The sequence below is a fragment of the Acinetobacter sp. ANC 4654 genome, from assembly GCF_002135425.1.
GTDB classification, from domain to species: domain Bacteria; phylum Pseudomonadota; class Gammaproteobacteria; order Pseudomonadales; family Moraxellaceae; genus Acinetobacter; species Acinetobacter kyonggiensis.
Map to the genome: position 1 here is coordinate 780,439 of NZ_NEGL01000001.1, position 14,182 is coordinate 794,620.

At 38.9% G+C, this 14,182-nt stretch carries 12 protein-coding genes; 1 reads left to right on the plus strand and 11 read right to left on the minus strand.

What is annotated here, in order from left to right; all coding sequences use genetic code 11:
- The 4 genes from B9T24_RS03775 to B9T24_RS03790 all read right to left on the minus strand — a co-directional run bounded on the left by B9T24_RS03775 (window position 1) and on the right by B9T24_RS03790 (window position 5,060).
- Window positions 1–1,665 (minus strand): OmpP1/FadL family transporter, encoded by a 1,665-nt coding sequence (locus B9T24_RS03775; RefSeq protein WP_086164545.1) that lies wholly within the window; start codon window positions 1,663–1,665, stop codon window positions 1–3.
- Between the two features lie 12 nt (window positions 1,666–1,677).
- Complete coding sequence (locus B9T24_RS03780; protein ID WP_171264828.1) at window positions 1,678–2,898, minus strand: hypothetical protein; 1,221 nt, start codon at window positions 2,896–2,898, stop codon at window positions 1,678–1,680.
- 46 nt (window positions 2,899–2,944) lie between these two features.
- On the minus strand, window positions 2,945–3,778 hold the full coding sequence (locus tag B9T24_RS03785) for a C39 family peptidase (protein WP_086164547.1): 834 nt from the start codon (window positions 3,776–3,778) through the stop codon (window positions 2,945–2,947).
- 208 nt (window positions 3,779–3,986) lie between these two features.
- Window positions 3,987–5,060 (minus strand): DUF6160 family protein, encoded by a 1,074-nt coding sequence (locus B9T24_RS03790; protein WP_086164548.1) that lies wholly within the window; start codon window positions 5,058–5,060, stop codon window positions 3,987–3,989.
- Between the two features lie 259 nt (window positions 5,061–5,319).
- Between B9T24_RS03790 and pabB the strand changes: the two genes are divergently transcribed.
- Window positions 5,320–6,663, plus strand: a complete 1,344-nt coding sequence (gene pabB, locus B9T24_RS03795; protein WP_086164549.1) for an aminodeoxychorismate synthase component I — start codon at window positions 5,320–5,322, stop codon at window positions 6,661–6,663.
- A 3-nt stretch (window positions 6,664–6,666) separates the two neighbouring features.
- On the opposite strand, the gene hisC is transcribed toward pabB, so the two are convergent.
- The 7 genes from hisC to B9T24_RS03830 all read right to left on the minus strand — a co-directional run bounded on the left by hisC (window position 6,667) and on the right by B9T24_RS03830 (window position 13,652).
- Window positions 6,667–7,755 (minus strand): histidinol-phosphate transaminase, encoded by a 1,089-nt coding sequence (gene hisC, locus B9T24_RS03800; protein ID WP_086164550.1) that lies wholly within the window; start codon window positions 7,753–7,755, stop codon window positions 6,667–6,669.
- 75 nt (window positions 7,756–7,830) lie between these two features.
- Complete coding sequence (gene hisD, locus B9T24_RS03805; protein WP_086164551.1) at window positions 7,831–9,120, minus strand: histidinol dehydrogenase; 1,290 nt, start codon at window positions 9,118–9,120, stop codon at window positions 7,831–7,833.
- Window positions 9,121–9,338: 218 nt separating this feature from the next.
- Window positions 9,339–10,034 carry an ATP phosphoribosyltransferase gene (hisG, locus tag B9T24_RS03810; protein ID WP_086164552.1) on the minus strand — a complete coding sequence of 232 codons (696 nt, stop codon included), beginning with the start codon at window positions 10,032–10,034 and terminating at the stop codon, window positions 9,339–9,341.
- Window positions 10,034–11,290 carry a UDP-N-acetylglucosamine 1-carboxyvinyltransferase gene (gene murA / locus B9T24_RS03815; RefSeq protein WP_086164553.1) on the minus strand — a complete coding sequence of 419 codons (1,257 nt, stop codon included), beginning with the start codon at window positions 11,288–11,290 and terminating at the stop codon, window positions 10,034–10,036. The genes hisG and murA overlap by 1 nt, the downstream gene beginning before the upstream one ends.
- A gap of 6 nt (window positions 11,291–11,296) precedes the next feature.
- Complete coding sequence (gene ibaG / locus B9T24_RS03820; RefSeq protein ID WP_004650949.1) at window positions 11,297–11,548, minus strand: BolA family iron metabolism protein IbaG; 252 nt, start codon at window positions 11,546–11,548, stop codon at window positions 11,297–11,299.
- 136 nt (window positions 11,549–11,684) lie between these two features.
- Window positions 11,685–12,017, minus strand: coding sequence for a ribosome hibernation-promoting factor, HPF/YfiA family (hpf, locus tag B9T24_RS03825; RefSeq protein ID WP_086164554.1), 333 nt, complete (start codon window positions 12,015–12,017; stop codon window positions 11,685–11,687).
- 174 nt (window positions 12,018–12,191) lie between these two features.
- Window positions 12,192–13,652: an RNA polymerase factor sigma-54 gene (locus tag B9T24_RS03830; RefSeq protein WP_086164555.1), complete on the minus strand. Its 1,461-nt coding sequence runs from the start codon at window positions 13,650–13,652 to the stop codon at window positions 12,192–12,194.
- Window positions 13,653–14,182 lie beyond the last annotated feature (530 nt).

Consider the following 14,182-nt stretch of genomic DNA (forward strand, 5'->3'; position numbering starts at 1 on the left):
CTACCATCTGGTTCTATAGTTCAATCCTAGAATTGTGACTTTCGTATCCGTTTTAACATTTAGACCTGCATAAGGATTCAATAGAATATTATTCACACCTGTTTGGTTTGCTAGGCTACTCGAATTTGCGGGAATTTTATCTTTACTGCGCAGAAAACCAATCGACAAATCTACATCTGTATCTGCATCAAAACGGTAACCCACCCCTAAACCAAACAATTGTGCATTGTTAATCGGCACCATCGTATTGCGTTTATTATCAGGAATTGCACTGGTACGAGGCTCATACCCCGCACGCAACTTCAAACGATCTGTCGCTGAATATTCCAAGCCTATGCCAAAATTCCATGGTGAGGTAAACTCTAGCGGCAGTGCTAAAGAGGTATCCCCAATATTTGCCGAGAGTAATTTGGCAATTTTTAATGCTGAAATTTGTCGATCAAATTCAAATTTAAACTTATCCCAAGCCTTATAATCTGTCCACCCAACATCAAAATTAACTTGTAAATCAGGTAGTACTTTATATTTTACACCTGCTTGAAAATGTGCAGGATATTCAAAGTCCATGGAAACAAGACCTGACTCACTGGCAGGAACCACACTCGGGAAACCTAAAATTGCGGCAAGAATTTGTCCTGTTGGCGAAGACATTAACCCTTTAATAAGCTCCTGCGGTGCTTTAGCATTATCAATATGGTATTTACCTTTTAGACGCATTTTTGCAGAGCTTTGATAAACCATCCCAAAACTAAAATCTTCGGTCGGTTCCCACAAAACACCAAGGTTATAACTTGGACTGAGCGACTGCTCTAATGCCAGCTGCATTTGTCCAAAACGGCCAAAAGGATTCATCCCCTCTTCGGTATTACACATACCAAGAAGCAAGATGTCGGTAATAATGTCCTGATTTTCCTTGAAAGGGGTACAAACGACCTCATCGATCATTCTGAGCATACCAATCAATTCATTGGGAAAACGCAAATCTGTTTTTAAGCCAATCGCTTGATAAGACATCCCGACTGAAGCACCAATCGACAAAGCGTCATTCACTTCATAGGCAATTGATGGTGATAAATAGGTAATCCGTTCCAGAGCAACTTGTTGCCCCATATAATTCCCAGCATTACCATTTTCAGCACCAAAACCAGCAACTAAAGGTGCATACATTGCTGTCGCAAACGTCATTTTTGAACCAGGTGGTTTATAGGCGATACCTGCTGTAGGTGCAGCCATCGGTATCCCTTCACCCAGATCAACCATTTTTTTCAATATTGGTACATATAAACTGACGTACTCTACATCACCATTCACAGTGCCCTTAAAGTCCGTACACAAATCTGAAGAAACCTCAGGGCCATCATTACACACCATTGGATCATCAGAGTAACCAAATACGTTGTAACCTGCTGGAACCGAAAACTCTCTTTTAATATCAAAATTAGCAAGAATACCCTGCACATCCGTTTGTAAACCTTCAATCTTGGTCAAAGCAGCAGGATTAAAATGAATAGCACTAATGCCTGGAGGATCTGCCGTAACAGCATTCCCCATACTGAGTGATCGAATATCAACCGATAAATTTTGCCCCAACTGAGCAAATGTTGCACTTGAACAGCCCGATAATATAATTGCTGCGGCTAACGGGCGAAGTCGAATCTTATACATACGACCACCCTCTTAGCGTAGTTTCTTACCGAAACCTAAAATATCAAGTGGGAATGACAAACCTAAAGAGACATCAGGTGCATCTTCTGTTAAACCTATGCCCACAGTTCCATTTACAATGGTTTCTGGTGAAACACGAACACCCAATGAAATTGCTAAAGTAGAACTGGTCTGATCTGCGGGAGAATAACTTTCACCAGAACTATAGGTAAATTCTGATCCAGTGTTAAAACTCTGCTGATATGACATCGTCATAGAAACATCATAGTTAAACGAATAAGCAAAACCAAAAGCAAAACCGCCACTAATCCCAGGTTCAAACTCATTAATAGTACGTGAACCACGTTTCTGATTAAGCTCCGTTTCTTTAAATCCATAATTTGCTGAAACAGAGGCAAAAAGTACGACAGGGTCTATATATTTACGTGTACTGGCACCAACACCCGCTGAGTAATACCCTTTTCCTGTTCCTAGGTCATCGGCTGCATTTACTTCATACGGACTATCACCTGTTTTAGTCGATACATTACCAAATAAAATCAGCGGTAATCGACCCGTTTTTAGTGGGAAGGGTTCCCAACGTGCACCAAAAGATATATCACCTAAACCTGCTGTAGAGGTATCTTTTAATAAATCTGTTTTTGCGACTAATGGCAAAGAAGCAGTAAAGGTTAAATTATCGAGGACACCATACTGCGCAGTAAAAGTATTCGTCATTGAATGTGTTGCATTTTCTTGAACACGCAATTGATAAAGCTGACCTTTGGCCATTTCAGCATCAATTTGCGTATCACGATAATACGTATAATCAATATCATAATAAGATGAAATATCACCTTTTTTGATTAATGAATACTGTCTTTCATTTGAGGTAAAAACTTCTTGTAAACTTGCTTCCTTACTCGCATCACCTTCTTGCTGTTGTAATGCTGAAGAGGCTTGTGATTGTTCATTGACAGGTTGGGTTGCCGTATTTGCTGAAGACGGTGCAGGTGTAGATACCGCTGCTGCTGGCTCCTCTACATCGTCATACCCACCCAGTGCTGGCTCTTCTACCACAGCCCCCCCTTCAGATTGAGAAGGAGTCGCTTGAGATGCAGTTAAATCAACATCTGCTTGTTGTTCAACAACATCATACTCACCCAGCGCTGGTTCCTCTGCTGCATATGCCCCCCCTATTGCCACTTGAATACTCAAAGCCAATAAAGTTTTGTTCATCCATTTACGATTCATATTCCATCTCACCATTTTTATTTTTTTAATCTGTCACTTTTAAACTTTATTTACTCTTGTAATAAAGACGTAAAAAATTATAGGTAGGTTTACCAAAATTTTCGGATTCTTCATTTAAATTTTTATCTAAACGAATTGTTGATGCTTTATCTGCAATTTTATCCATATAAAATTGTGGATATTGCAAATCAACAAAAGCATAGCGATTCACGGTTGCATCCTCTACATGTCGTAAATCTGAATCTTGAAGTGCTAAGAATTTTTTTCTGTTTTCAGGAGCGACATTAATTAAAAAAAGTGTATTGTTTTCCCAAATATCTTTAAAACGCTGTTCATCAAAGCTGATATTCCCCAATGCAGGATCAGCCACATAGACGCGACCATTCTTATAAGCCTTAAAAACAACGAAATGCTTAAATCCTGCATAAGAAATTGGCACAATAGCAGGCTGAGCCTGTGTGACTAAATCTGAAAATTCGCCTTTATATCCACCACTTTCTAGACCTAATGCACCGACAAAGCGCTTCATATCCAAAAGAGAGAAACTTCGACGTTCAATAATTTTTTCAGTTTCACCAAATTTCAACAGACCATTCATGGTTTGTTGTTCAGATAATTGCGTACCGACATATCCATTTAACAATGTCGTTAATGCGGCAGACCCACAACTATAGTCATATGCTTGACGGACAATGCCACGAAACTGATCCTCTAAAGCAGGTTTGATGAGAACAGGCTCACGATGCATTCGACTAAAAGAATCTTGTCGAGAGTCCAATGTTTCTGTGTAATAGACAGCTTCCGCTGGTTTTTTCTTAATTTCAAAGGCTTCAGTGGCAAAGTAGTACATCAATGCCGAGCCTAATGCGATCTCTAACATATCTTTTTAACTTTTCTAGTTATCGGCATGACGTGCCTATGTTCATTATTTTTCTAGAGCAAATGCTCTACATCCATGTAAAAATGAAGATACCTTTTTTTATAAAAAAAAACAGCTTTTTTTTACTTTTTTTAAGCTTTTTTGAAAAATTTCACATTATTTTTGTAAAAAAAAGCGCGTGAAATCACGCGCTTTTTTCGATTCAAAATTAACGACCAGAAATGGTAATGATAGAACCAGGAACATAAGTGCCCATAGCTGGGCTGAAGTAAGTTTGTAGACCTTGAACCTCTACGTCACCAATTGAACCAGCAGTACGGCTACCTAAATGAACACCTTTTACATAGGTATCAATTGGACCTGAACTACTGACCATACGAATATAACCATTACTCGCGCCTTCTTTACCGATCACACTAACACTTTGCTTGATTGTTAAATCTGTAGAATTTGCATCTGCAACCTTAATGCTCTCAACGAAAATTTCACCAGCAGCACGGTTACCAGCAGTACCATCACCCGTACCCTGTTTAGTTGAATTATCCAAAATGCCTAGATTTTTAATTTCAAGACCACCCACCATTTTGGTATTCAATTTAATCATCGCACCTTGAGGAGCTGCACCCAATTGGATATTGGCAGTCATTTGGCCTGTTTTAAGCGATAAACCACTTAAGATTGCGTTGTAATTCTGACCTGCACCTGCATCATCTTTACCACCACGGCGGATTGTACCCGCATTAGCCCCTGCTCCAGCTACACCAGATGCCGTTACACCAATTTCACCAATATTAATATCTAAGCCAGACACTTGAGCAGCAATATTGATAAACGCACCATTAGCGCCTGTACCCGCATCACTATCAATTTGCAAATCTGCCAAGTTACGTGATGCCAATAAATATGCACCAGCGTTGTCATAGTTTGCACCAATGACTATACCGTGATCTTTATTTACGTCACCCGTTTTACCATTCCCCTTAATCACAATTGCACCGGCAGTCCCTGTACCACCTAAGCTACCTAGTACTTCAGCATCATTACCAGCACTACCATCACCAGTGCCCACAGCTGCACTACCACCATTTAAGTATTTATTTAAACCATCATTATCATGAATATAAAGTTTTCCAATTTCAATTTTTGAAATACCAATCCCGATGTTAATACCATCTTGACCAGTGGTCGCGCCCAATGAAGCATCATCCATTGCTTGCATTGCCATCGCATTTGCACTAATTGCCAATGAAGAAACTAAAGCAAGTTTAGTAAATTTTTTCATCTTTGTACTCTCCCAAGAGTATTATTTTTTTGATTGTTAACCACTCGATATCACCGATTGTTTTTCGTTTTCTGACAACAGTGAATCTTTTCCTTGAGCAGTCTATTTGCCCTAGTTAAGTTATATCTGTGTCATTTTTTGTTCAACTGCTGTTGGTCGCAATCTATATGTTACCGACAAACGGTATTTACAGTTTTTATGCATAAACATTGTTATAGAATAGTACTCACTTGTATCCTTTGCTGTAATTTAACACCGTATGAATAATCCTATTGTTTTTCAAAAATTGCTGACTGAACAATGGCTTAGTCCCGCTCAAATACTTTCCTCCTTATCACATCTCACACATTTGGTTTATTTAAAAAATGTAAACCAACCTGTGATCGCATTTTTTGCTTCCGAATATATGTTGAAGCAAGATCAAATTATTCAAAGTTTCAAACGAGTTTCTCTACATCACTATCAAGAAAAATCATCACCTATTCATTTTAATCATTTTTTTAAAGACAATACTCAAACGCATCAAAGTGATTTTAAAGGGGGGATAATTGGTTTCATCAGTTATGATGCTGCTGCACAACAACAAGTCTCTCTGCAAGAAAAAAAACAACCGGCTTTATTTTTAGGTATTTATCGTAGCTATCTGAAATTGACTCCGCAAGGTTGGACTTTTTTTAGTGATGAAGATGAGGCTGAAGAAATTTTTCAATTGATTCAAGCTGCATTAACCAACACAAAACATCAGTCTTTCCGACTGACTCAAACATGTAGTGCACGTTGGAATAAAAATGAATATCGATCTGCATTTAAGCAAGTGCAAGAATATATTAAAGCTGGCGACTGCTATCAAATTAATTTAACACAAGAATTTACAGCAAAAGCGCAAGGTTGCTTACTCGATATCGCTGAAGATTTTTGGAAACTCACCGATGCTCCCTATTCTGGCTACCTCAAAATTGATGATTTTGAACTGTTAAGCTGTTCACCTGAACTATTCATTGATTTTGAAGAAAATCGAAAAATTGTGACTCGTCCCATCAAAGGTACAATGCCTCGTTATGCTGACCCAAAGCAAGATGAACAATCAAAACAACGCTTGATTGATTCTCAAAAAGATCAAGCTGAAAATGTGATGATTGTCGATTTACTACGCAATGATCTGAGTGTTTATGCTGAAACAGGTTCGGTAAAAACCCCACAACTTTTTGAAATTGAATCTTTTAATCAAGTTCATCATATGGTCAGCGAAGTCACAGCCACGCTCAAAGATGATACCAATCCCTTTGATGTCCTGATGTCTGCACTGCCTGGTGGCTCAATTACGGGTGCACCCAAAATTCGTGCCATGCAAATTATTGATGAACTAGAGGGTGCTCCACGTGGTGCTTACTGCGGTAGCCTTGGTTATTTTAATTTTGATGGTACAGGTTCTTGGAATATTTTGATTCGTTCCATCCAAAAGTACCATGAAGATGTGTCGTTATGGGCTGGTGGTGGTGTAACAATCGCTTCAGATTGCGACGCAGAATATCAAGAATGTTTTGATAAAGTTTCTGCCATGCTTGAGCTACTCAACACATGGCAGAAATCATCTGAAACTTAACGCTTAAGCTAAGATGTCATTTTTTAAAGTATCTACTAAACGTTGATTTTGCTCATCTGTACCAATGGTAATACGTAGAAATTGATTGATACGCGGTTTATTGAAATAGCGCACAATAATACCTTGTTCACGTAATTGTGCAGCCAGTTCACCCGCATCTTTGCTAGGTAATGATGCAAAAATAAAATTGGCTTTTGATGGTAAAACCTTAAAATCCATGCTTTCTAATTCAGTCACCAGCTTGTCACGGCTTGCGATCACTTTTTGGCATTGTGCTTCAAAGTAAGCTTGATCTTCAAATGAAGCGACCGCAGCTGCAATAGCAAAACGATCCATTGGATAAGAATTAAAACTATTTTTGACCGCTTCAAGAGCTGCAATTAAATGGGGCTGCGCAATTGCAAAACCAACACGCAAACCCGCAAGTGATCGTGATTTCGATGTGGTTTGGCACACCACTAAGTTTTCGTATTTTTCGACTAAGCTAACCGCAGACTGCGCACCAAAATCAACATAAGCTTCATCAATCACCACCACTGAATTCGGGTTAGCTTGTAATACTTCTTCAATAGCAGACACCCCTAGCGCAATACTGGTTGGTGCATTGGGATTGGTAATAATGATACCGCCATTGGCTTGTTTATAATCGTCTAGCACAATTTCAAAATCATCATTCAATGGCAATATTTTGGTTTTGACTGCAAAAAATTGGCTATAAACGGGATAGAAACTATAGGTAATATCAGGGTAAAGAATAGGCTGCTGTTGCACAAAAAATGCTTTAAAAATATGAGCTAAAACTTCATCTGAGCCATTACCGACAAAGACATTTGCAACATCAACATTCTGCTGCATCGCAATCGCTTGCTTTAACGCAGAAGCATCTGGATCTGGATATAAACGTAATACATCGGCAGAATCAGCCAAAACGGCTTGTACCGCTGCGACTACTCTTGGTGATGGCGGATATGGATTTTCATTGGTATTTAATTTAAGTAAGTTCTGGATTTTCGGTTGCTCGCCCGGTACATACGGTTCTAATTCACGTACTTCAGGACTCCAAAATCGCATTTGTTCTGTTGTAATGTTCATCTTTTAATATCTCAATCAAATCTGTTATAGGCTTAAAAAAAGGCTGATCAATCAGCCTTTTATATCAATCAAAGCTTATTGATAACGATAACGTGCTGAACGTGCATGTGCATCCAAGTTTTCTTCTTGTGCCAAAATATCCGCGGTTTTCGCAAGGGTTTTCACCCCCTCTTGCGAGCACATAATCAAGCTGGAACGTTTTTGGAAATCATACACACCCAATGGCGATGAAAAGCGTGCCGTCCCCGATGTCGGTAATACGTGGTTTGGCCCTGCACAATAATCGCCAATCGCTTCAGGGGTATAACGCCCCATGAAGATCGCACCAGCATGACGAATATCTCCCGCCATTTCTTGAGCTTCATCTAAACACAGCTCTAAATGCTCAGCCGCCACTTGGTTAATCAGCTCAATTGCCTCAGCACGATCTTTCACCAAAATAAGTGCACCACGATTGGCAATTGAAGTACGTGCAATTTCAGCTTTGGGTAAATTTGCTAAATGCGCTTCAATGGCTTGTGCAACGTCACTTAAAAGTTGTTCATCTGGGGTGATGAAAATTGCTTGGGCAACGGTGTCATGTTCAGCTTGTGACAACAGATCCATCGCCAACCATTGCGCATTGTTCTCACCTTCCGCATAGACCAAAATTTCAGATGGCCCAGCAATCATATCAATACCGACTTGACCGAATACCGCACGTTTTGCCGCAGCAACGAAACGATTCCCTGGTCCAGTAATTTTATCAACCGATGGAATGGTTTCTGTACCATACGCTAAAGCCGCAACAGCTTGCGCTCCGCCAATGGTAAAGACGCGGCTTACACCTGCTAAATAGGCAGCGGCTAAAACCAATGGATTTAACTCACCCTTTGGCGCAGGCACCACCATAATAATTTCAGGCACACCCGCAACATGTGCAGGTACAGCGTTCATCAACACCGAAGATGGATACGAGGCTAAACCACCCGGTACATAAATTCCGACACGATCAAGTGGTGTAATTTTCTGACCTAACGTATTTCCTAACGCATCCACATAGGTCCAGCCTTCTTGCTTTTGCACTTGATGGAATTCACGAATACGACTTGCTGCAAGCTCCAAAGCTTCACGCACTTCGCTATTTAAGCCCTCAAATGCCGCTTTTAATGCATCTTGAGTCAGTTCCAAATCTGAGAATTGATGCGCAGGATGTCGATCGAATTGTTGTGTTAGTTTTAAAACATGCTCATCACCATGTTCCCGAACATCTGCAATGATTTGGTCTACTGTTTTTAACAATTCTGGATCGTTGACTGTTTCGAACGCCAATAAATCGGCAAAGACTTGTTGAAAGTCTTGATCTTTAGTCGATAAACGTCGCATCAATTTACCTACAAGGTGAATGAAGAAAAGATTAGTTTACCTTGTTTCGTTGCATTTTTGGGTATCAATAGCACATCTATCGCTCAAGCTTCATAGAAAATAACTTTTGAAATGATTCAGCAAATTATTTTATTGGTATTTTTAAACAGCCAAACATTAACCATAAAAAAACCGTCGTGATTCACGACGGTTTTTGATAATCCAAACAAGACCAAGACTTATTTTTGGCTTTGACGCTCAGCAACTGCTTTTTCAAGCTGTGCTAAAATTGGATTTAACAGCATTTGCTTACGCTTAAAGCTGGCTTTATTGACAATGAGGCGAGAAGAAACTGTACAAATTTCTTCAAGTGGCTCAAGACCATTGGCACGAAGTGTATTACCTGTATCAACGACATCGACAATATAATCACCTAAACCAACCAATGGTGCAAGTTCCATCGAACCATAAAGCTTGATCACATCAACCTGTTCACCCAAGCTCGCATAATATTGACGCGTCAGATTTACATATTTCGTGGCAATCTTTAAACGGCCTTTCGGACGAACCATGCCAACTTTACCTGCAGTCATGAGTTTACAGTTGGCAATTTTCAAGTCGAGTGGCTCATACACATTTTGTGCACCATGTTCCATCAACACATCTTTACCCGCAACACCCAAATCAGCCGCACCATTTTCTACATAAGTCGGTACATCTGAAGCACGTAAAATTAAAATACGCACCTGTTTATGGGTGGTCGGAAAAATTAACTTACGTGATTTATCTGGATCTTCCAGTAAGTTAATTCCTGCTGTTTCAAGCAACGGTAAAGTTTCTTTTAAGATACGTCCTTTGCTTAATGCTAAAGTTAAACCATGATCAAAATTGCCCATTACGTCAAAGTTTGGATCATCGTTTCTCATATCACTCATTAACTTACTCGCTTAATTTGGGCACCTAAACCCTGTAACTTTGCTTCAATATCTTCATAACCGCGATCAATATGATAAATACGGTCAATCAATGTTTCTCCTTCTGCCGCTAAAGCAGCCAAAACTAAAGAGAATGAAGCACGTAAATCGGTTGCCATCACTGGCGCTGCAGAAAGTTTGTCTACACCAGTCACAACAGCATCATTACCTTCAACCTGAATATTTGCACCCATACGAGAAAGCTCAGGCACATGCATAAACCGGTTTTCAAAAATCGTTTCAGAAATCGTTGCGAAACCACGACCAATGGCATTCACAGCCATAATCTGTGCTTGCATATCGGTTGGAAATTCTGGATGCGGTAACGTTTGGAAGCTGACTGCTTTCGGACGTTTGCCCATCATATCCAGTTCAATCCAATCTTCACCGCGCGTCACTTCTGCGCCCATTTCTTCGAATTTGTCTAGAACAGCTTCAAGAAGATTTGGATCCGTATGTGTGGTTTTTACTTTACCACCAGTAATTGCAGCAGCAGCAAGATATGAACCCGTTTCAATGCGGTCAGCAACTACTGCATATTCACAGCCATGTAAACTTTCCACACCTGTTACTACAAGTGTATCTGTATCTAAACCTTCAATTTTTGCGCCCATTTTAATCAGCATTTGCGCAAGGTCAGTAATTTCAGGCTCACGTGCAGCATTACGAATCGTGGTTACACCATCCGCCAATACAGCAGCAGTTAGAATATTTTCAGTTCCACCCACAGTCACCATATCAAAGACAACTTCGCCACCTTTTAAGCGACCATCGACTTTGGCATGCACATAACCATTTTCAACTTCAATATGCGCACCTAAAGCTTCTAATGCTTTTAAATGCTGATCCACTGGACGTGAACCAATCGCGCAACCACCTGGAAGTGACACTTGTGCACTACCATAACGCGCTAATAATGGACCAAGCACTAAAATGGATGCACGCATGGTTTTCACCAATTCATAGGGTGCAAACTGATTATCTAATGTAGAAACATCAGCTTTAACTGTGTCACCTTCATAAGAAATTTGAACACCTAAACCGCCAATCAATTTAACTAAAGTATTGACATCTTTAAGGTTCGGCACATTGGTCAAAGTGATTGGGCTATCTGCAAGAATCATGGCTGCAAGTAAAGGCAATGCTGCATTTTTTGCACCAGAGATGCGTACTTCACCTTCGAGCTTAGCACCGCCCTGAATTAAAAATTTATCCATTTAGTTCTAAGCTCCGAATAAGCTTGCTTTACGCCATTCTTCTTTGGTCATTGCACGAATAGTTACCGCGTGTACTTCACCGCTGGCAATATATGAATTTAACGGAGCATAAACCGTTTGTTGACGTGCGACAGGACGTTTCCCCTCAAATTGTTCATCAACGATTCGAAGATCAAACTTACCGCCTTGCCCACTAACCGCAACTTCAGCCTCTGGAAAAGCAGCTTTTAAAATTTCAGTGAGCTGTTCACTATTCATCACAAAGACCTCTTATAGGACCAACGGTGTAAACCTGCCATTTTACTATAAATATGAAAAATAAAGCATTAACGTATAACATTTTATCTATAAAAAAAGAGGTCACTAAAAACCTCTTTTTATTTAAAAAAGCAAACTATACAAGTAAAGGCTGATACTCGACCTGCATTTTCCGATGTTTATGCAATTGTCGTTTTAGTTTTTCTGTTAATTTTTTAATCGAAGTATACATATCATCCGCACTGGCTTGAGCAAACATTTCTATTCCAGGTAAACGTATAATCGCTTCAGCAATATGATTGTCACTGCCTTTTTTAGAATGTTTATCAATTTGATGATCTTTTGAGAGTTTCACCTGCATGCTATTTATTTGATCTAGATGCTTGGTCATTTGCGAAAATTTAAGCCGAATATCTTCTTCAATTGCAGGGGTGATAGTTAAATGATGACCACGGATTGTTATTTGCATAGTTCTATCCCTCACCTTCTTTTAGGGTAATAAAGGAATTGCCAAGTCGATCTAATGACAGCAAAAAAATAAATCCTGCACATTCAACATTAAATCATTCTGGCTATTCCTTAAGTAAAAAAGAGATTCATTATTTTGTCATAATGAATCTCTAGAATAGCCACACTTTAAAATTTAGATCAACACTTTTCGTTCAGAAGATGATGGAATATGTAACGACTCTCTATATTTAGCAACGGTTCGACGTGCGACATCAACCCCATCCTCTTTTAATAAAGTAGCAATAATATTATCTGACAAGGGTTTACGCGGATTTTCTTCAGAAATGAGTTTTTTAATTTTCGCACGAATTGCAATTGAGGAGGCTTCTCCACCCGACGTTGTCGCGACATGACTGGAGAAAAAATATTTCAGCTCAAATAAACCACGTGGCGTCAGCATAAATTTATTCGTTGTCACACGTGATACCGTAGATTCATGTAAATCCACTTCTTCTGCAACATCACGCAGCACCAAAGGCTTCATCCCTTCCGCACCAATTTCTAAAAACATCTTTTGATGCTCAACAATACATGTGGCAACTTTTAATAAGGTCTTATGTCGCTCATCCACACTTTTAATAAAATTTTTAGCATCTAACATTTGATTGCGTAAATATTGATTATCATTGCTTTGATCTGCACGTTTAATCATATTGGCATAAAAAGAATTAATGCGTAATTTCGGCATAATGTCTGGATTTAATTGTACTTGCCAATGCGCATTTTTTTTCATTACTACAATATCTGGAATTTGATAGTCTGAATCTTTTTCTTCAAACTCCATTCCCGGATAGGCTTTCAATGTTTTCAATAAATCAACAGCACATTTTAATTGATCTGGATTTAAACCAGTCTGTTTTACCAGTTTGGGTAATTCATTAGAAATTAATAATTCATAATGGTTTAATAAAATGATTGCTTCACGACGACATGCTGTTTGTACGGGTAAACTTTCCAATTGTACCAACAAACATTCGGCTAAATTACGTGATGCCACCCCAGGCGGATCAAGATGCTGAATATGCTTTAAAACAACAATAACTTCATCGTCTTCAACTTCATCATCGTAATCCATAGACTCCAGCAAATGCTGAACTGAGGTTGTTATTTCAGCGATTTCTGCATCTAAAAAACCCTTTTCATCTAAGGAATCAACAATACAATGCGCAATCAAGCAATCAACTTGTGAAAAATGCAATAAATTAATCTGCTCAAGCATGTGCTCTTTTAAACCCAAATGCCCTTGACGATTATCCTCACGCTCCTCATATTCAGGTGAACCCAGACTTGTTGGCTGATGGCTATAAATATCATCCCAATCCGTATCAACCGGTAAATCATCAGGTAAAGTATTGGCATTCAATTCATTGGTTAGATCTTTATTATCATGTTCTTTTTCTTGCTCCTGCAAAGAAGATAAACTCTCTATATTCGACTGCTCTTCTACTTTTTCCAATAAAGGGTTACTATCCAATTGAATCTGAATTTCTTGCTCAAGTTCCAAACTCGAGAGCTGAAGCAAACGAATGGCCTGCTGCAACTGCGGTGTCAACGACAAGGAGTTCGCAACTTTTAATCCAACCGATAACTTCATATTACCTCTACTCTTTTTCAATATTTCTTATAAGCAATTTTCATGCCGCTTTATATTTTTATAACATAATTTCATTCAAAATAATATAAATTAACAAATAGATTAAAAGAAAAATTTAATAAGTTTTCACATAGATACCCATATTGATAAAAATATATAGAGACTACAAACACTAACCTGTTTTTTATATTTTCAAAAATGATAGATAATTAAAGCACTAAAAAATAAAAGTCTTTCCAGTCAAAGATCATAATAAGTTTAAGCATAAATCATTACAGAAGCACACCCAACTCACTAAATAGAGAAAAGTTCTGTAATTATCCATTCCCCACAGTTGCCTATTTTTATTTCTATTTTATCTAAACTGTTTAAATCCGGTCTACTTTTTTATTAACTTCCGCGCATAAAAAAACACCCCAACTCGTTTGAGTTGGGGTGTTTTCAGGAATAATGAGCTGGCGATGACTTACTCTCACATGGGTAACCCCACACTACCATCAGCGCGAAGAGGTTTCACTTCTGAGTTCGGG